Source organism: Flavobacterium flavigenum (assembly GCF_027111255.2).
Lineage (GTDB): Bacteria > Bacteroidota > Bacteroidia > Flavobacteriales > Flavobacteriaceae > Flavobacterium > Flavobacterium flavigenum.
In genome coordinates this window covers 2,218,130-2,238,153 of the sequence record NZ_CP114285.2, presented here as the reverse complement: position 1 = coordinate 2,238,153, position 20,024 = coordinate 2,218,130, and the positions used below count along the sequence as shown (strand labels likewise).

The following is a 20,024-nucleotide window of genomic DNA, read 5'->3' as shown; positions in this document are numbered from 1 at the left end:
AAAGTATTATTAAATTTAATAAGCGTCCATTTTCGTTTAACTTCTAAATATTTATGATTCCAAACGAACTATATACTCCTATTTATTATTTACTTCTATTAATATTCTCACTTTTATTTACTTTACCCTTAATAGAAATAGCTAGTTTCAATAATTACCCTAAAATTATTGGAAGATATGGTGTTATTGTATTTTTAATGATAACAATTTTATTTATTGGATTTAGAGATCCTTATGATCAAGAGATATATTTTGGAGATACTATTAGATATACGGAGTACTATAATAATTTTACATTTCTTGATCAATTTAAAGACGTAGGTTATTATTATTATATGTTTTTATGTAACGAAATTATGGGATTAAATATTGTTCAATTTTATCTCATGACAGCTTTTTTATATGTTTTCTTACAATATTTAGCAGTTAGAAATATTTTAGAGTCTAATGTTTTTTTTCAGTTTGTTGTTGTAATAAGTAGCATGTCATTTTGGAATTACGGTGTAAATGGAATAAGAACAGGTCTTGCAAGTTCTTTTTTTTTATATGCATTTACAACAAAAAATAAGTCTATAAAATTCATTTTTTTTGCTTTGAGCATAATTATGCATAAATCCTTTTTATTGCCACTACTTGCTTATTTTTTAGCTTATTCATTTGGAAGTGTTAGGGGGTACATAAAATGCTGGATAGCAAGCGTTTTTATATCATTACTTATAGGGCAGAGGATATTAGATTTTATAAATTCAAATCTATCTTTTATGTCAAGTAACAATTCTGATGATAGGATTTCTCAATATATGTCAGAAACAAGTAATGAGGGAGGAGTTTTTAGGATTGATTTTATAATTTATAGTGCTATTCCTATAGTATTAGGTTATTATTATGTTTTTAAAAAAGAGTTTAATAGTAAATTTTATGAGATCTTGTTTAAAACTTATCTAATAACCAATAGTATTTGGGTATTATTAATTTATGCTAATTTTACTAACAGATTTGCGTATCTATCTTGGATATTTATGCCTTTTTTGTTATTATACCCTATTATTAAAGACAAAGATTTAATTAAAAAACAAAATATATTTATCTTTTTTGTAATCTTTTGTAATTTGGTATTTACAATTTTAATGTTTATTAAAACTTTCTTTTTATAATGTTAATATCTGTTTTTACTCCAACTTATAATAGATCTAATTTACTTCAAGATTTATACCAAAGTCTTTTGAGACAAACTTCCAGAAATTTTGAATGGCTGATAGTTGATGATGGCTCAACAGACGATACTTCAATAATTGTTCAAAATTTTATTAAAGAAAATATTCTGAAAATAAATTATATAAAAGTAAATAATGGAGGGAAGCATAGAGCTATAAATATTGCGGGAGATAACTCTCTTGGAGAATATATCTTTATTGTTGATAGCGATGACATTTTACAGCATGATGCGATTGAAATAGGGGAGAAATATTTGACTACAATTGATTCTAAATTAGCTGGTGTCGTTTTTAGATTGAAATATAAAGATGGAAGTTTAGTTGGAGAAAAGCTACCATTTGAAGAAAAAATTACCTCTTATTTTGATGTTAGATATAATTTAGGGTATAATGTAGATTTTAAAGAGTTTACAAGAACTGAAATTTTACGAAATTACAAATACCCTGATTATGAAAATGAAAAATTTTGTTCTGAAGCATTGGTTTGGAATAGAATATCAGAAGATTATGATTTTTTATTTGTAGATAAAGCTATATATATATGTGAATATTTACAAGAGGGTTTATCAGCGAATATAATTTTGAACAGACGTAAGAGTAGTAGTTATGCGATGGATATATATGCTGAGCTATACAACAATAAAAAAGTCCCTTTAAAAACGAAATTGAAATCGTTAATTAATTTTTGGAGATTTGGATGGTATAATAATAAAAGCTTCAAAAGTAAATGGAAACTTTTAGAGTATAATATTTTACCATTACTGATTTATCCATTAGGTTGCTTAATGATTATAAAGGATGAATTAGAAATGAGAAAATAAATAATGAAAATTACTATTTTGTTCTTAGGAAAAGTAGGTGCAGGACCTAGATACGCACTTGAAATGGCTAAAGCTTTAAGCGAAAAACCTAATGTTGAACTACAAATTATATTGTCGAGGCTTATAGATAATTACGATGATTGGTTTCAAATAGAAAAAAAGACAAATGTTAAAATTGTATATTTTAATACATACAGAAATAAAATTGAATTTTTATTAGCATTGTTAAATTTATTTAAATCGAATAAAATTGCGAATTGCATAAAAAAATTTAATCCAGTAGTGCTGTATATCCCTATGATTAGTCTTTTAAACCCAGGGATATTATTTTTTTTAAAAAACATCAATATTTATTATACTTTACACGACCCTATTGAACATATAGGTGAAGCTAATTTTTTTGTTGAACTTGTAAAAAAGTTTGAAATAAAAAAAGCAAGGAAGATAATTTTGTTAAATGTTTTTTTTAAAAAATATGTTTGTGATTTTTATAACAAAAAAGAGAGTGATATTATCTATATTCCACATGCTGCATTTTTTTCAAATAAACACGTTATTTTGAATGATGGATTCTTAGAAAAAATCCTTTTTGTTGGCAGAATTGAAGAATATAAAGGTATAAGTCTCCTATTAGAGGCATTTTCTAATTCGATCAGATACCGGCCTAATTTACAGCTTACTATTGCTGGTAGAGGAGATCTGAGCCCATATCTGAAAAAAAATTCTGAATTATCTAAGAATATTCAAATTATCAATAGATGGTTAAAAGATGAGGAAATTGAAGAATTGATAAAAAACCATGATTTTGTAGTGTTGCCATATATTGATGCAAGTCAGTCTGGTGTTATACCAGTAGTATTTGCAAATAAAAGAACCGTTATAGCTACCAATAAAGGGGCGTTAGCCGAGCAAATTCCAGATGGGATTGGATTTGTGTTGAATGCTAATCATTTAGAGATTTCAAAAAAGATATGTAAAATTTATGAAGATGATTATTCTAAATTAGCTTCTATGAATGAACGAGCATATGAATATGCTATAGGCAATTTGACTTGGCAATCATCAGCAGAAATATTAATAAGTCATTTTAATGATGAATATAATGTATAAGGTTCTTATTGTTATAACAGATTACGGTAGTTTTAATAATTTCCTTGCAGAAATTGCTATTCAGTTAAGTTTTGAAAATGAAATACATGTCATTTGCTCAGATTCTAATGTGATTAATATTGCGGATAAGTTTGATTATACTAAATATAATTTGACTTTTCATACAGTAAATATACCAAGATCTACTTCAATAACAAAACTCATTAAAAGTGCTTATGCCATTAGAAACATAATAGCATATGTGAATCCAAATTTGGTTTATGCACATTTTACAACAGGAATTTTTCCAGTAATACTCTTTAGAAAAAAAAGCATTAAATATTGGGGTACTTTCCATGGATTAGGCATGAATGCTAGTAGTGGTTTTAGAAAAATAATGTTTTCTATAGTTGAATTTTTCTGTTTTTTGAGGTTGGATAAAAGATTTCTTATCAACAGCAAAGATTTTAAATTGGTAAGCAGTATGTTCAAGAAAAATACATTTAAATATAATTCTTGCGGAGTGGGTTGCGATTTAAATAAATTCGATAATAAAAGGTTTACTGAAGTTGATAAATTAAATTTAAAACAAAGTTTAAATATTGATGGTAAGTTTGTGATTACTTATACTGGAAGGTTTGTTGAGTTCAAAGGATTTGATTTGGTTTACCGTAGTTTTGTCAAATTAATTGAAGAATTTCCTGGTAAAGTAGTGTTGCTTTTAATTGGAGGTAAGGACCCGATACATCCAACAGGGCTTACAGTTAAGGAAGAGATCGATTTATTTAAGAATAAGTATATTCTTAATTTAGGTTATAGTTCAATAGTCGAAAATTATTTGGCTATTACAGATGTTTTTTTGTTTCCAAGTAAAAAAGAAGGATTACCTGTCTGTATAGTAGAGGCATTATCAATGGGTGTACCTGTTGTAACTCTTGATGAACGTGGAAATTCAGATGTTGTAAAAAATAATTTTAATGGATATTTACTTAAATCTATCTCAAAATCAAATGACATTGATAAAATTGTTGAAAAATTGAAATATTTAAATTTGAATAAAGATGTACTTGAAAAGTTATCTTTAAATTGTTTCAAAAACCATCATATGTATTCTCGATCTTTTTTTGTTGAAGAACAATTAAAACTTATTAATTATTTTAAAACTGAGGTGTAATTTTATATTTGAAAAAAATAATACTCTTTCTGCTATAAAATTTAGAAAACGAAAAAAATGTTATAAGTTCCTGTTACCTAAAAAACAGAAGAATATGTCGGAAGTTAATAAGTCATTTTTTTAAGAGACTATTTTTACAATCAAAAAAATAATAACGGCATTAATTAAATTCAGACATGTTTAATTTTATTTAAAGAATATGTTTTTTTAGCATAATATAAAATCAAAAAAATAATAGATTATAAAATTGAGATGAATATTGTAATAACAGGAGCAACAGGCTTTGTAGGTAGAAATCTTCAAGATTATTTGAGGGCAACTTGTGATATCAAACCAATGAGTATTCGTTACATACCTAATCAAGAATTTAATATAATGAACACTGGTGCGATAATTCATCTTGCAGGAAAAGCCCATGATTTAAAAAAAGTGGGTAATCCAAAAGATTATTATGATTCTATCTTTGAGCTCACAAAACAATTATTTGATGCTTTTTTGGTTTCGGATGCAAATGTGTTCATATTTATGAGCACGGTGAAGGCAATTGCCGACAGAGTGGATGGGGTTTTAACGGAAGACGAAATTGCACACCCTTTGACTCATTATGGAATAGCTAAATTTAAAGCTGAAGAATATATTTTAAGTAAGGAACTACCTCAGGGTAAAAGGATTTATATTCTAAGGCCTTGTATGGTTCACGGTCCAGGAAATAAAGGTAATTTAAATTTACTTTATAAGATGATCGCAAGAGGATTGCCTTGGCCGTTGGGAGCTTTTGAAAATTTACGTTCTTTTTTGAGCATAGAAAACCTTTGTTTTGTTATAAAGGAATTGTTGGAAAACGAGTCAATAACTTCAGGTATATATCATATAGCGGATGATAAACCTTTGTCTACAAATATATTGGTTAAGTTGTTGAGAACTAACTTAAATAAAAAAAGTAATATTTGGTCAATTCCTGTTTATTGGATTGTGGGTATTACTAAGATAGGAGACTATTTACGTTTACCATTAAATTCAGAACGTTTGCAAAAGTTAACAGAAAATTATGTTGTAAGTAATCAAAAGATAGTAAAAGCGATTGGGAAATCCTTGCCTATATCAGTAGAAGAAGGTATTATAAAAACATTTAATTCTTTTAAATAAGTAAAAAAAATCAAACAGTCATAATAATTCAAAACATAGCATATATTGATGATTTATAGTAAGAAAAATATGATTTTTTAACGGATTGATGATTTTCCTTGTTTTTTAATATGACTTATTTTACCATTTTGCATACAATAATAATGTTAAATATTTGATAAATTTTAGTAATTGACAAAATTAATCTCAGCATTGAAGAATAAATGAGGTAAAGTAAGAGATTTTAGAAGAGATTAAATAGAATATTTTATGTTTTTTTATATTTTATTAGTTATTGTAGTATTAGTTTTACTCCTTTTTAGTTATAGATATCCTAATGCTGAAAAAACTATTAGCTTAATACTTTTAACTATTTTGGTGTTAATTGGAGGATTCCGAGACAGGATTGGTTGTGATTATGATAATTATGTTGATTGGTACATTAGGGGTAGTAGAGATGACAATTTTGAATTTGGATTTCTGGGTATTATGAAAGTTTTTCGGTATTTAAATTTAGATTATCATTTTCTTTTCTTCTTTTTTTCTTTTTTTAACTACATTTTAGTTTACCTAGGCATTAAAAAATACACAGACAAAATAAATCTGCCTTTGGTGCTTTTTGTTTTTATACCAGTTTTATTTATATTTTCTTTGAATGGAATAAGACAATCTTTGTCTGTCGCTATTTCTTTTTTCGCTATGAGTTACTTATTAAATAAAAAATATATAAGTTTTATTTTATTGATGTCAATTGGAATATCGATTCATTACAGTTGTTTGTTGCCTTTTGTCGTTTTTTTTTTAGTTTTTAAATTTGGAAGTTTTATAAAAACTCGTGAATTATATTTGTTAATCGTGGTTAGTTTTTTAATAGGTCAAATAGGTGTCATTTATTGGTTAAGTCTATTTTTTAAAAATTCTCATTATTTATTTTACGTTTCTGATAAATTTACAGTTCCGGTTCCTTTGGCGAAGTTGATAGTGATGAATTTAATGGGATTGATTGTTATAAGTTTTTATGAAAAACATGGTTTTCAATATGATCAACAAAAAAACTTGTTATTAGTTTACATATCTTCAATATTTTTTTTAAATCTATTTTCTGAATCTATTGATTTAACACGACTTTATATTTATTTTAGGATTTTTGAAATTATACTTGTTGCTGAAATTATACGTTCATCAATAGAAAACAGAAAACTGTGGTTGATTGGTTTTATTTGTTGCTTTTATATATTGCCTTTTTTTAGAGCAATTAAAATAGATTCCGAGGGTGTAAATTCTACTCTCATACCTTATAGAAATTATTTATTTAGAGAAAACCTTGATAAATATTAACAAGTTAAAAATATATTTTTTTAATTAAAATAAAATGGAATATACACTATGTGGAGTTATTTTAATGATTTTAATGTTGCTTTATTTTAAAGTAGCTAATTATTTCAATATTATAGATAAGCCAAACGAAAGAAGTTCTCACAAAGAAATCACATTAAGAGGTGGGGGAATCATATTCTGGTTTTCCGCATTATTTTATTTTGTTCAAAATATTCAAAGTTATTATTTCTTCTTCACTGCAATCACATTTGTTAGTTTGGTTAGTTTTTGGGATGACATTCAGAGTTTATCAAATAAAATCCGAATAGTGATTCATTTTATAGCAATTGCTTTAGTTTTTTTTGATTTAGGAGTTTTTAATACTGTTTCTATTTTAGTAATTATATTGGCTTATATAACTGCAATTGGTTTAATGAATGCTTATAACTTCATGGACGGAATCAATGGAATTACAGGGTTGTATACTTTAGTGGTCATGGGTTCGCTATTATATGTTAATACAAAGATTCAGTTGTTTACAGAAGGTGATTTTATAAAATACGCAATCATTGCCAGTTTGGTCTTTTTGTTTTTTAATTATAGAAAAAAGGCAAGATGTTTTGCAGGCGATGTAGGTAGCATTACTATTGCTTTTTGGATTATCTATTTGATTTTAAGGCTTATGTTGAAAACAGATTCAACTGTTTGGCTATTGTTTTTAGCAGTTTATGGTACCGATGCGGTGTGTACGATTATTCATAGACTGTACTTAAAGCAAAATATTTTTGAAGCACATCGATTACATTTTTATCAAATATTGAGTAATGAATATAAAATTCAGCATAGATTGGTTGCATTATATTATGCTTTAACGCAAATGGCTATTTCTATTCTCGTCATTTTTCTATATCAAAAAATTCATGATGGAATAATTTTCCTTGTTGTTAGTATTCCTTTACTTTTTTTATATAGCTTAAAATTTCATTTGTTAAAAAAAGTAGATATCAAATTAAATTAATGAAGCCAAAAATAGTAGAGGGTGGACATTTTTCAGATCACAGAGGAACTATTTCTTATGTAAATAATTTTAGCTTTAAGAATATCGAAAGATTTTATATTATTAGCAATTCTGATGAAAATCCAATTCGAGCCTGGCAAGGACACAAATTAGATGCTAAAAATTTCTATTGTGTAAAAGGATCTTTTAAAATTCATTTTGTAAAAATTGACAATTGGGAAAATCCTTCAAAAGATTTAAATATTGAAACTATAATTGTTAGTGCTTCAGATAGTAAAATAGTGCATATACCTCCAGGTTATGCCAATGCAATAGAATCATTGGAAACAGATTCGAAATTAATATCATTTTCTACTTTGCCATTGTCAGCTGTTAGTGATGACGATGTCAGGTATGCTTCAGATTATTGGAAAATTAATGAATAATAAAAGAATTTTTCTGTCACTGTCACAACAAAGTGGTTTTGAACAAAAATATATTCAAAAAGCACTTGATGACAATTGGATCACTTCAGGAGGGCCAAATGTAGATGATTTTGAAGAAGTTTTAGAAAATTATCTTGGTGCTGAATCTCATGTAACAGCACTGAACTCAGGGACTTCAGCAATTCATTTGGCTTTGGTTTCATTAGGAGTTGGAATTGATGATGAAGTAATTTGTCAAAGTTTAACGTTTTCTGCATCGGCTAATCCAATTTTATATCAGACAGCAATTCCTGTATTCGTAGACAGCGAACCTGAAACTTGGAATATATGTCCTGAACAGCTCGAAATTGCAATCTGTGACAGGATAAGAAAAGGAAAAAAGCCTAAAGCGATTATAGCTGTCCATTTGTATGGTAATCCATACAAAGCTGATGAAATCCATAAAATTGCAGAACGATATCAAATTCCGGTTATTGAGGATAGTGCAGAGGCTTTAGGAAGTTCCTACAAAGGGAAGAAATGTGGGACGTTAGGAACTTTTAGTATTTTATCTTTTAATGGTAATAAAATCATAACCACATCAGGAGGAGGGGCCTTAATTTCGAAATCAAAAAAAGCAAAAGAAAAAGCCATTTTTTATGCAACCCAATCAAAAGATGAAGCTGTGCATTATCAACACAGTGAAATAGGGTATAACTACAGGATGAGTAATATTTGTGCCGGAGTGGGACTTGGTCAGATGGAGGTTTTGGATAAAAATATAGACTCCAGAATAAAGATGAATCACTTTTACAAGGCAATCTTTAAGAATGTGAAAGAAATAGAATTATTCCAGACCAAAGGTGTTTTTTTTTCGAATTATTGGCTGAGTACAATTTTAATTAAGGAGAATAAAAGCATAACCCCGGAAACTTTAAGGCTCGCATTTGAAAACGCCAATATTGAATGCAGGCCTATTTGGAAACCAATGCATTTACAGCCCGTTTTTTCAAGATATCCTTATTATGGCGGTAACGTAGCAGAAAATTTGTTTAAAAGAGGGCTGTGTCTGCCTTCTGGCTCACATCTGACAGAAGAAGAAAAAGACAGAATAAAAAAGGTAATCCATAACTTGTTGAATAATTATAAAAGTTAAATATGAAAATTGAAGAAACATTTATAAAAGATTTATTAATAGCTGAGCCAACAGTTTTTGGCGATGAGAGAGGGTATTTTTTTGAATCGTATAGTAAGACAAAATTTCAAAATTTAGGAATAAATATTGAATTTGTTCAGGATAACCAGTCTTTTTCTAAAAAAGGTACTTTACGTGGTTTACATTATCAAAACCCGCCTTTTGCACAAACAAAACTGGTTAGGGTTCTGGAAGGTGAAATAATGGATGTAGCGATAGATTTAAGAAAAGATTCTCCAACTTATGGAAAGTCATTTAGTATATTGCTTTCTGCAGAAAACAAAAAGCAATTGCTGATTCCTCAGGGATTTGCTCATGGTTTTTCTGTTCTCAGTGAAACAGCTTCTGTGATGTATAAATGCGATCAGTTTTATAACAAAGGTTCAGAAGGCGGAATCAAATTTGATGATCCATCTTTAAATATTGATTGGGGAATAGATCTAAATGATGCAATTGTCTCTGAAAAAGATCAGGTTTTACCTTATATTGAAAATTGTAACAGTTTATTTTAATGGGAAAAATTTTAGTAACCGGGGCAAAAGGGCAATTAGGTTCAGAACTCTCAGAGCTTTCTTCTGATTATCCACAATATGAATGGTATTTTGCAAATAGAAATCAGGTCACTTTAGATAATCTGGATTTATTAAAAATCCAATTGAATGAAATAAAACCTGATATAATTTTAAATTGTGGAGCTTATACAGCTGTTGATAAGGCAGAATTAGAAAAAGATATTGCCTTTGCTATAAATCATTTAGCAGTAAAGTTGATAGCGAAATATGCAAAAGATAAGAATGTGAAATTAATGCATATTTCAACAGACTATGTTTTTGATGGCACTTTGTCCTTGGCACTAAATGAAGAAGCAAAGACAAATCCAATAAATATTTATGGAGAGAGTAAACTTGCTGGAGAAATCTCTTGTTTAGAAGAAAATCAAGATTCGATTATTATTAGAACCTCTTGGGTGTATAGTAAGTTCGGAAATAATTTTGTCAAAACAATGCAGCGTTTGATGCAGGAAAGAGAATCCATTAATGTGGTTAACGATCAAATAGGTTCACCAACTTATGCGGCAGATCTGGCAAAGGCGATGATGTTCATTTTAGAATCTGAAAAATGGATTCCTGGAATCTATAATTTTTCCAATGAAGGTGAAATAAGCTGGTATGAATTTGCGTTGAATATTAAAGAATTTGGAAGTTATAACTGTAGATTAGAAGGAATTCCATCTGCATCTTATCCAACCCCGGCAGCACGTCCGCAATTTTCATTATTAGATAAGAATAAAATAAAAACAGTTTATAATTTACATATACCGGATTATAAAGAAAGTTTAAAGAAAATGTTTGACTAAAATGATTAACATTTTAGGATAATATTTCAGATAACAAATAAAGAAACTTAATATTTAAATTATGAAAGGAATTATATTAGCTGGCGGTTCAGGAACACGTTTGCACCCTCTGACACTTGCAATGAGTAAGCAAATGATGCCTGTATACGACAAGCCAATGATTTATTATCCATTGTCAATATTGATGATGTCTGGAATAAATGAAATACTGATTATTTCGACTCCCCACGATTTACCTAATTTTAAAAAATTATTGGGAGATGGTTCCAGCTTAGGATGTAAATTCAGTTATGCAGAGCAGGCGATTCCTAATGGTTTGGCTCAGGCTTTTGTGATTGGAGAGGAATTTATTGGTAATGACGATGTAGCACTGATTTTAGGAGATAACATATTTTTCGGTTCTAATATGCAAGAACTTTTGAAATCAAATACTAAACCAAACGGTGGTGTAGTATTTGCTTATCACGTTTCTGATCCTGAGCGTTATGGTGTAGTACAATTTGATGAAAATTTTACAGCTATTTCAATAGAAGAAAAACCTAAAGCGCCAAAATCAAGTTATGCAGTTCCGGGACTATATTTTTACGATAATTCAGTTGTCGAAATTGCTAAAAGTATCCAGCCAAGTGCCAGAGGTGAATACGAAATTACAGATGTAAACAAAGTATATTTAGAAAAAGGATTGTTAAAGGTTGGTATTTTAAGCAGAGGGACAGCTTGGCTTGATACAGGGACGTTTAATAGTTTAATGCAGGCTGGACAATTTGTTCAGGTTTTAGAAGAAAGACAGGGATTAAAAGTAGGCTGCATTGAAGAAATTGCTTGGCGACAAGGGTTTATCTCAGATGAGCAGCTAGAAGAACTTGCTTTACCATTGATTAAATCAGGATATGGTTCTTATTTAATGGAATTTTTAAGGCAGAAAATAAAAGGAAATCGATTTTAATTTTAAAAGGATATTTTTTAAAACCATTAATTAGTATTTTTGTAAGTATAATTTTTCAATACTAAAGATAATTAGCTTGGATACAAACCCATTAACTAAAATAACAGCTTTTTTGTACAATAAATTTTCTCCAAGAAATATTAAAGCAAACATTAATAATCTTAGTTACCTGCCAAGATGGATTATTGTTGCGATTGATATAATGGTTCTTTTGTTTTCATTTACATTTACTTATATGCTGTTTGAAGGAACAGCAATAGGTTACATAGTAACTTCATATGGTTTTTATTTCGTATCGAGTCTTATTATTGTTAATGTATTTTTTTTCTGGTTATTTAGAACATATTCAGGAATAATTAGGCACTCTTCATATATAGATGCAATAAAGCTGTTATTTTCTCAAATCTCAGTTTTAATTTTCTTTTTGATTATTAATTTAGTTTTTGAATTATATTCTGGACATAAGGCCTTTTTAAATACAGCACTTTTTATAAACTTAGTACTGTCTTTTTGTGGATTATTTTTATATAGAGTAGTTGTAAAACAAACTTTTGAAATTTATTTTTCTGAGAAAACTGATTCAAAATTAATTCGGACAGTTATTTATGGAACAGATGCTAATGCAATTTCTGTAGCAAATGCATTAAAGTTTGAAACTCCTTCAAGATTTAAGATAGTTGGTTTTGTAGATAAAAACAGCCAGAATGCATCTAAAAGAATGTTGGATTTGCCAATATTAATCCAAAAGAAAAAATTACCTGCTTTGATGCGTTCCGTAGCTGCCGAAGCTGTTATTATTGCAGACAAAAGCTTGTCTAAAGATGAACAGTTGATTATCGTTGACCAATGTTTAGAATTCAATTACAGAGTATACACTGTTCCGTTAATTTCTGATTGGGAAAACCAAAAAGAAATTTCTCAAAAAGTTAAGAATATTCAGATTGAAGATCTCTTGGAAAGAAAACCAATTGTATTGGACAGTAAATCAATATCGAAACAATTAAAAGATAAAGTCATACTCATTACAGGTGCAGCAGGTTCTATTGGCAGTGAAATTGTAAGACAGGTTTTAGGATTTAATCCCAAAACTATAATAATTTTAGACCACGCAGAGACTCCTTTACATAATTTATGTTTAGAAACCCTAGCATTAGATTCTCAAACTAAAATAAGAGCTGTTATTGCAGATGTTAAAAGCAAAAAGGCCTTAGAGAAGGTTTTTAGTGATTTCAGGCCACAAGTTGTTTTTCATGCCGCCGCTTATAAACATGTTCCTTTGATGGAAGAAAATCCTTCACAAGCAATCCTCACGAATGTTAAGGGAACAAAAAATTTAGCCGACTTATCTTGTAAGTACAGGGTAAAGAAGTTCGTAATGGTTTCTACTGATAAAGCTGTAAATCCTAGTAATGTTATGGGGGCAAGTAAGCGCATTGCCGAAAAATATGTACAGTCGCTATTTTTGAAAAATCAAAAAGAGGAATCAGAATGTAAAACCAAATTCATTACAACCCGATTTGGAAATGTTTTAGGGTCTAATGGATCAGTAGTTCCATTATTTACTAAACAAATTGCTCAGGGGGGGCCTGTCACAATTACACATCAGGATATTATTCGTTACTTTATGACTATTCCAGAAGCTTGTCAGTTAGTTTTAGAGGCAGGAGCAATGGGAAATGGTGGCGAAATTTATATTTTTGATATGGGAAAACCGGTAAGGATTATTGATTTAGCAAAAAAAATGATTAAGTTAGCCGGCTTTATTCCTGATAAAGAAATTAAAATAAAAATTGTAGGCCTAAGACCAGGTGAAAAATTATATGAAGAATTATTAAATGATACTTCTAAAACTTTACCCACTTATCATAATAAGATCATGATAGCACAGGAAATTCAGGATGAATATGAAAATTTGCATGTTGAAATTGAAGAGCTTATAGATATTTCGAGTTTTTATAACAATGATGAGATAGTAAGTAAAATGAAAAAAATTGTTCCTGAATTTAAAAGTATGAACTCTACTTTTGAGGTTTTGGATAAATAAAAGTTTGATTAATATTAAATAAAAAGGTGTTTTTTATGAGAAAAACGCCTTTTTCCTTTTTAACCTTTTTTTTAGACAGGTAAAATCCTGTTAATTAATAGATGAATAATACTGATAATAAAGACTGGCTGTTTGAAATAACGCCCAAAAATAATTTTTTCTCTCTGAATTTTAAGGAAATTTGGCAATATAGGGATTTGTTATTTTTATTTGTAAAAAGAGATGTAATTACGGTTTATAAACAAACAGTTTTAGGTCCACTGTGGTATTTGATTCAGCCGCTATTCACATCGGTTACCTTTACTATAATATTTAATAATGTAGCAGGAATCAAGACAGGTACAATACCTCCATTTTTATTTAATTTAGCAGGAATTACAGTCTGGAATTATTTTACTTCATGCCTTACAGGTACGTCAGATACATTTAAAGCAAATGCCGGTATTTTTGGGAAGGTCTATTTCCCCAGAATTATTACACCTCTTTCAATTGTAATTTCTAATTTAGTTAAATTCGGAATTCAATTTCTAATCTTTATATTATTTTATATTTTTTATTACTTTCAGGGATATAATCTAACATTTAATATTTCTATCTTATTCTTTCCAATTCTGATTCCAGTAATGGGGCTTTTAGGATTAGGATTAGGAATGTTAATATCATCTATGGTTACTAAATATCGTGATTTTAGTCATTTGATTACTTTTGGAATATCATTATTAATGTATTTGTCTGCGGTAGTTTATCCAATGGCACTTATAAAAGATAAATTACCTAAATTCGGCTGGATTGTTCAATACAATCCATTGGCTTATATTATAGAAACTTCCCGATATATGCTTTTAAATAAAGGAGAAATTTCAATCTTAGGATTATCTTATACACTATCTGTTACCATAGTACTCTTCTTTATTGGTCTTTTGATTTTTAATAAAACGGAAAAAAGTTTTATTGATACTGTTTAATGGCTTCACATAATTTAGAAGTTTCATTTTAAATTGACCCAGATTAATTTTAAATATGACTATATATTTTGTCACTTACGGGAATAAGAAATTTAAATATTCAGTTAAAAGGATTGTTAAAGAATCCCGCAAGATTCGTATTTTCGATGAAGTTTTGCATTTCTCTGAAAAGGATTTACCATTATACATAAAAAATTCGACACTGTTTTCAAGTGCTAAAGGAGGTGGCTATTGGCTTTGGAAACCATTTATAATTCAAAAAGTATTAGAACGGGCTCAAAAAAATGATGTCGTGATATATTCTGATGCGGGTAATAAGTTATTTAAATCAAATAAATGGAAAGAATATATTCGGATACTTGAAAATTATGACAGTATATTTTTTCAGTATAAAGATAATATGGATTATTTATGGTCAAAAAACAATATAAATTTAAATGATAGTCCCAAATTGAAATATTGGATTAAAAAAAGTGCGGCTGATCATTTTCAAAATTTATTTAGCAGCAATGATCAATGGCTTGAAAAAAATAAATTAGTTGCCGGTTTTTTTCTGTTAAAAAAAACAGAGACTACTTTAAAGCTCATTGACGAGTGGCTAAAGACAATGCTGTTTTTTCCATCGATTGTAACAGATTTATTCGAAATCGAAAAAAAAATGCAAATAGAAGGATTTTCAGAGCATAGGCACGATCAAAGCATTTTATCGGTTTTGGTTCGATATTATGAGTTAAATAATGATGCATTAGTTACTGATGAAGAATTTGAATCAAAACAAGACAATCAGGCCCTCAGGACTTTTAGATTAATTGATAAAGGCGGAATGTTATATTCATTAAAGAAAATGATTAAACAAAATATTTTTTTGCGGAATTTATATCAGAAAATTAAAAAATAGATATTAAAATTTAATGTTATTTACGACTTAAAACTTAAAATGAAAGACATTATATTAAAAGCCGAAAACATATCTAAACAATATCGTTTAGGACAGGTTGGTACAGGGACTTTGAGTCATGACCTGAATCGTTGGTGGCATCAAATACGGGGTAAAGAAAATCCATATTTGAAAATAGGTGATACCAATGACCGGTCTACAAAAGGTACTTCAGATTATGTGTGGGCATTACAGGATATAAATTTTGAAGTAGAACGAGGTGAAGTTCTCGGAATTATCGGTAAAAACGGAGCAGGAAAGTCGACACTCTTAAAAATTTTATCTAAGGTTACAGCTCCCACTACTGGAAGTATCAAATCTCGTGGCCGTATCGCTTCACTTTTAGAAGTTGGCACAGGATTTAATGTTGAAATGACGGGGCGTGAAAACATCTTCTTAAACGGAGCCATTTTAGGAATGACTAAAAAAGAAATTACTTCCAAACTTGATGAAATTATTGAGTTTTCAGGATGTCAACGCTATATTGATACTCCTGTAAAAAGATACAGCTCAGGAATGACTGTTCGCCTTGCATTTGCAGTTGCTGCGTTTTTAGAACCTGAAATTCTGGTAGTCGATGAGGTTTTAGCTGTTGGTGATGCGGAATTTCAGAAAAAAGCCATTGGTAAAATGCAGGACATTTCAAAAGGTGAAGGGAGAACAGTTTTATTTGTGAGCCATGATTTAGCAGCTATTAAAGCATTGTGTCCTAAAACAATTTTGTTGAATAATGGCAGAGTTCAACTTATTGCAAGTACTGATCATGTAATAGAGGAGTATTTTAAATCTAATGCTATTTCTGACTCAGTAATTGAAAAAAAAAGGGCAAAAATAATTACAGATATTATAATTCCTGAGAAATCAGAAATTCTCTCTGGAGAGATTTTCAAATTTTCAGTTCATTTTGACAATAAGGGATTAGAATATGCTTCATTGGGATATTTAATTAAAAATGATAGAGGAAATGCAGTTATGGCAGCCAATATGCACCAGTATGGTGAAAGCCTCAAAATTGACAACGGTCAAAATAAAATAGAGGTGAGTATTGAAAAATTACCTCTCGCTCCAGGACAATATTCTCTTTCACTATATTTAAGCAATGGAGCTTATGATTTAGATATTATAGAAGATGTTGTTTTGTTTAATGTTTTTTGGAATAATGATGATGTAATAGTACCTAAAAAAAACTGGGGCTCTGCTTTTGCTAAAACAGAATGGATTTATTAAAGCTTATTTAAAATGAAAAAATGTATTTTATGCCGATCTGAAAAAGTTAAAGTTTCGGAAAGGATTAAATCTGAATTATTAAAAAATATTTATTACGATACATTAAATATTGATATTTCTAAAGAGCTTAAAAATGAAAATGAAATAAAACTATATCATTGCAAAAATTGCAATTTAGATTTTTTTGATCCGAAATTCGCGGGTGAAGCCTCTTTTTACGAAGAATTACAATTAAAAAGGAAAATCTACTATAGCAGTGGCAGAAAAGAATTTGACATAGCAGCACAATTTATAAGTAAAAAAGACTCAGTTTTAGAAATCGGATCAGGTTCAGGTTTTTTTGCTCAGAAAATTAGTGTTGATAATTATGTTGGTTTAGAATTTAATGATGAAGCAATTAAAAAAGCAGCTGAAAATCAAATTAAATTAGTGAAGCAAAGTATTGAAAATTATGCCGCTGAAAATGAAGAAAAATTTGATATTGTATGCTCATTTCATGTTTTGGAACATGTTCAGGATCCGCATGAGTTCTTAAAAGCTTCAATAAGTAAAATGAATCCTAAAGGTAAGCTTATATTGGCGGTACCTTGTAATGACTCTGTCTTAACAAGTAATCATAACCATGTACTTAATGTCCCTCCCCACCATATCACGAGATGGAATTTAACGTCTCTTCAAAAAATAATTACTGTCTTTGATTTGAAAATAGTCGATTTTAAAGTCATTTCTATTCCTGATGTAATTAGCAAAAAACAGTATGTCAAAGCAGCATTATTAAAAAAAGTTTTGAATGTTTTATATCCAAAAAATAAAATTGCTATCAATCCTGAAAAATTAAATCAGGTAAAAAAATGGACAGATTTTTTAGTTACGAAACTAAGATTGTACAAAATGTATAATCAAAAGAATTTTATTGGTGAAAACGTAATATTTGTTTTTGAAAAGAAATAATAATTTAAATGAGAGTTTTATTTTGGGTAAATTCTTTCCCGGTCGTTTCAGAAACTTTTATTAGAAATCAAATCGTTGATCTGATAAAAGAAGGAATAGAAGTGCAAATTTTCTGCACTTTAAAAAACAAGCATAACCAAGCAATCGAAGGATTTGAAGAATACGATTTATTAAATAAAACTTTGGATTTTTCGGATATATTACCGAAGACCAAAATTAGAAAAATAAAATATGCATTAAGAATTTTAGCAGATAGCTTATTTACTGAAAATTTCAAATATTACACTAATTTTATCAGACTTCTAATAAAAGAAAAAAAATACACGTTTAGTTCTATTTTTATATTACATTATATTTTAAAAACAAAAATAGATATTGTTCACTGTCATTTTGGACCGGTGGGTAACAAGGCCGTATTTCTAAAAAAAATTCAATTACCAATAAAATTGATATGTACTTTTCACGGATACGATATCCGGTTAGGTATACAAAAAAGAAACTTTTATAAAGATTTATTGAAATATGCAGATTCAGTTATTTCAATTTCTAATTATAATACTAAAATGCTGCTCTCTTTTGGTTTTAAGCAGGAAAAAATTAAAGAACTTAATAATGGTGTTGAGGTAATAAGCGGAGTAGGAAAAAGAAATAACAGGGATAGACAGATAAATATTTTGTCAGTTGGAAGATTAGTTGATGAAAAAGGCTACGATTTAGCTTTGAATTCGATTTCAAATTTTCATAAAAAAAATTCAGAAATATGTTTTCATTATGATATAATAGGAGGCGGTATTCTCGAAGAAAAGCTTAAAAATCTATGTAATGATTTAAAACTTGATAAAATTGTGACATTTCATTTGTCTCAAAATTCAGAATATGTAAAAAGTAAAATGCGTGAAGCAGATTTATTTCTTCTTACGAGCAGAAACGAGGCTATTCCTACCGTTATTTTAGAAGCCCAATCTTATTCACTTCCAGTCATAGCAACTAACGTAGGGGCTGTTAAGGATTTAGTGATTAATGACTTTACCGGTTTTTTGTGTGATATAACAGAAAAAGATATAGAAAAATGTTTAAAAAAAATGTTTGATAATAGGGACAGGTGGGATATGTATGGCTTAAATGCCAGTAAAAATATTATACTCAATTATAACAGAATAGCACTTGTACAGAAATTAATTAGTATATATAAAACGATATGAATAGTCAATTAGTAACTATTATTATTCCCACCTACAATCGTGGTCATTTATTAGGTGAAACACTGGATAGTATTGTAAATCAGACTTACGAAAATTGGGAATGTATAATTGTAGATGATGGTTCAGATGACAATACGGAAGAAACCGTAAACGGTTATCTGCACAAGGATAAACGCTTTCGTTATTATCAACGGCCTGTTAATCTCCCAAAAGGAGGAAATAGTTGCCGCAATTACGGATTCGAGCTCAGCAAAGGAGCATATATAAAATGGTTTGATAGTGATGATATTATGTATTGTAATTTCTTAGATAAACAAGTAGATATAATGCAAACTAATCCTAATCTTGATTTTTGTGCTTGTCAATGGGAATATTTTCAAGATAATTTAAGTACCGTAAAAAATTATATTAACTTAAAACCAAGTCATCATACAATATATTCTTATTTTTTAGATAGCCATGTTTTTATAACACAATCTCCTCTATGGAAAAAACAATTTTTAAAGGGTAAAGAATTGTTTGATTTAAAATTGTTCAGAGGTCAGGAAGCTGACTTTCATTTTAGAATGCTCACATACTCACCTAAATATTTACTTCATGAAGATTTTTTATATAAGGTAAGAAGAGGACACGACAGTATTGAGAGTTTATCTAACAATAAGAAAGCACAATTGTCAGTATTGCGTTATTTCCTTAAAGCTTTTAAAATTCTAAGAAGAATGAAATTTGAACGGAAAAAAGAACTTTTGAGATATTTAATTTTCAGGATTACGAGACAAATGTTTATAGTTATTTTAGAAGAAAAAAACTTTTTCAAAAGATTAAGGTACCTTATTTATTATAAAAATATATTTCAATATAATTGTTACATTAAATTTAAGCATATTATTAAATTAAAATTAGGATTGTTTTTTTTAATTTTTTTTAAGGTTGGAGATAATTTAATGAATCTGAAATGTTATGATTATAGAGCCAGATAATTTTAAAGGATAGAAAATCTAAAAGAAGAAAAACACAGAATTTTTACTGTCCTGTTTT

The 20,024-nt window shown here is 28.7% G+C and carries 19 protein-coding genes; all 19 read left to right on the top strand.

The genetic code is table 11. From position 1 onward, the window contains the following. Window positions 1-53 precede the first annotated feature (53 nt). The gene (locus tag OZP09_RS09020) at window positions 54-1,154 is read left to right on the top strand and encodes an EpsG family protein (RefSeq protein ID WP_281310644.1); all 1,101 of its coding nucleotides are present in this window, start codon (window positions 54-56) and stop codon (window positions 1,152-1,154) included. Then, window positions 1,154-2,035, top strand: a complete 882-nt coding sequence (locus tag OZP09_RS09015; protein WP_269237495.1) for a glycosyltransferase family A protein — start codon at window positions 1,154-1,156, stop codon at window positions 2,033-2,035. The genes OZP09_RS09020 and OZP09_RS09015 overlap by 1 nt, the downstream gene beginning before the upstream one ends. Window positions 2,036-2,038: 3 nt before the next feature. Continuing rightward, on the top strand, window positions 2,039-3,145 hold the full coding sequence (locus OZP09_RS09010) for a glycosyltransferase family 4 protein (RefSeq protein ID WP_281310643.1): 1,107 nt from the start codon (window positions 2,039-2,041) through the stop codon (window positions 3,143-3,145). Next, a complete protein-coding gene (locus OZP09_RS09005) occupies window positions 3,126-4,298 on the top strand; it encodes a glycosyltransferase (protein WP_281310642.1) in 1,173 nt (390 codons plus the stop codon). Before OZP09_RS09010 ends, OZP09_RS09005 begins: the two co-directional genes overlap by 20 nt. 252 nt (window positions 4,299-4,550) lie before the next feature. Beyond that, window positions 4,551-5,444: an NAD-dependent epimerase/dehydratase family protein gene (locus tag OZP09_RS09000; protein WP_269237490.1), complete on the top strand. Its 894-nt coding sequence runs from the start codon at window positions 4,551-4,553 to the stop codon at window positions 5,442-5,444. A gap of 249 nt (window positions 5,445-5,693) precedes the next feature. After that, entirely contained in the window at window positions 5,694-6,761 is a 1,068-nt protein-coding gene (locus OZP09_RS08995; protein ID WP_281310641.1) for an EpsG family protein, read from the top strand. 34 nt (window positions 6,762-6,795) lie between these two features. Beyond that, window positions 6,796-7,758, top strand: coding sequence for an MraY family glycosyltransferase (locus tag OZP09_RS08990; RefSeq protein ID WP_281310640.1), 963 nt, complete (start codon window positions 6,796-6,798; stop codon window positions 7,756-7,758). Beyond that, a complete protein-coding gene (locus OZP09_RS08985; protein WP_269237487.1) occupies window positions 7,758-8,183 on the top strand; it encodes a WxcM-like domain-containing protein in 426 nt (141 codons plus the stop codon). The genes OZP09_RS08990 and OZP09_RS08985 overlap by 1 nt, the downstream gene beginning before the upstream one ends. Then, complete coding sequence (locus OZP09_RS08980) at window positions 8,176-9,318, top strand: DegT/DnrJ/EryC1/StrS family aminotransferase (RefSeq protein WP_281310639.1); 1,143 nt, start codon at window positions 8,176-8,178, stop codon at window positions 9,316-9,318. The genes OZP09_RS08985 and OZP09_RS08980 overlap by 8 nt, the downstream gene beginning before the upstream one ends. Before the next feature lie 2 nt (window positions 9,319-9,320). Continuing rightward, window positions 9,321-9,869, top strand: coding sequence for a dTDP-4-dehydrorhamnose 3,5-epimerase (gene rfbC / locus OZP09_RS08975; protein WP_269237486.1), 549 nt, complete (start codon window positions 9,321-9,323; stop codon window positions 9,867-9,869). Then, window positions 9,869-10,714: a dTDP-4-dehydrorhamnose reductase gene (rfbD, locus tag OZP09_RS08970; protein WP_281310638.1), complete on the top strand. Its 846-nt coding sequence runs from the start codon at window positions 9,869-9,871 to the stop codon at window positions 10,712-10,714. The genes rfbC and rfbD overlap by 1 nt, the downstream gene beginning before the upstream one ends. A 61-nt stretch (window positions 10,715-10,775) precedes the next feature. After that, window positions 10,776-11,660 (top strand): glucose-1-phosphate thymidylyltransferase RfbA, encoded by an 885-nt coding sequence (rfbA, locus tag OZP09_RS08965; RefSeq protein WP_269237484.1) that lies wholly within the window; start codon window positions 10,776-10,778, stop codon window positions 11,658-11,660. Window positions 11,661-11,772: 112 nt separating this feature from the next. Then, window positions 11,773-13,704, top strand: coding sequence for a polysaccharide biosynthesis protein (locus OZP09_RS08960; RefSeq protein WP_432419447.1), 1,932 nt, complete (start codon window positions 11,773-11,775; stop codon window positions 13,702-13,704). Window positions 13,705-13,805: 101 nt separating this feature from the next. After that, window positions 13,806-14,669 (top strand): ABC transporter permease, encoded by an 864-nt coding sequence (locus tag OZP09_RS08955; protein WP_281310636.1) that lies wholly within the window; start codon window positions 13,806-13,808, stop codon window positions 14,667-14,669. Between the two features lie 55 nt (window positions 14,670-14,724). Next, window positions 14,725-15,567, top strand: coding sequence for a hypothetical protein (locus OZP09_RS08950; protein WP_281310635.1), 843 nt, complete (start codon window positions 14,725-14,727; stop codon window positions 15,565-15,567). A 39-nt stretch (window positions 15,568-15,606) separates the two neighbouring features. Continuing rightward, window positions 15,607-16,833: an ABC transporter ATP-binding protein gene (locus tag OZP09_RS08945; protein WP_281310634.1), complete on the top strand. Its 1,227-nt coding sequence runs from the start codon at window positions 15,607-15,609 to the stop codon at window positions 16,831-16,833. 12 nt (window positions 16,834-16,845) lie between these two features. Continuing rightward, window positions 16,846-17,784: a class I SAM-dependent methyltransferase gene (locus OZP09_RS08940; RefSeq protein ID WP_281310633.1), complete on the top strand. Its 939-nt coding sequence runs from the start codon at window positions 16,846-16,848 to the stop codon at window positions 17,782-17,784. Window positions 17,785-17,792: 8 nt separating this feature from the next. Next, the gene (locus OZP09_RS08935; protein ID WP_281310632.1) at window positions 17,793-18,986 is read left to right on the top strand and encodes a glycosyltransferase; all 1,194 of its coding nucleotides are present in this window, start codon (window positions 17,793-17,795) and stop codon (window positions 18,984-18,986) included. Next, entirely contained in the window at window positions 18,983-19,966 is a 984-nt protein-coding gene (locus tag OZP09_RS08930) for a glycosyltransferase family 2 protein (protein WP_281310631.1), read from the top strand. The genes OZP09_RS08935 and OZP09_RS08930 overlap by 4 nt, the downstream gene beginning before the upstream one ends. Window positions 19,967-20,024 lie beyond the last annotated feature (58 nt).